The organism is Tsukamurella pseudospumae (assembly GCF_001575195.1).
Lineage (GTDB): Bacteria > Actinomycetota > Actinomycetes > Mycobacteriales > Mycobacteriaceae > Tsukamurella > Tsukamurella pseudospumae.
In genome coordinates this window covers 1-339 of the sequence record NZ_LSRF01000109.1, presented here as the reverse complement: position 1 = coordinate 339, position 339 = coordinate 1, and the positions used below count along the sequence as shown (strand labels likewise).

Here is a 339-nt window from a genome sequence, read left to right as displayed (position 1 = left end):
GGCTGGGAGCCTGCTGATGCCTGGATCCGGATCGTCGTCGATGTCGAAGGTGGAGCTGTTCGCGGCGATCCGACGTGACCTGCGAGACGGCGTCTCGCGGCGGATGATTCAAGGGAAGTACCAGGTCAGCTGGCACACGGTCGATGAGGCGGCGGGGTCGGCGTGGCCGAGTGAACGCAAACGGTATCCGCGCCGGCAATCGAAGGTCGATCAGTACGCCGCGGCGATCGACGCGATCCTGCTCGCGGACCTGGATGCGCCGCGTAAGCAGCGGCACACCGTCCGCCGGATCCACACTCGGTTGATGGATGAGCACGGCATGACGGATGTCTCCTATGC

1 pseudogene is annotated in these 339 nt (G+C 65.2%); it reads left to right on the top strand.

The features are described from left to right. Nucleotides 1–16: 16 nt before the first annotated feature. A pseudogene (locus tag AXK60_RS25365) lies at nt 17–339 on the top strand (IS21 family transposase); the annotation flags it as partial.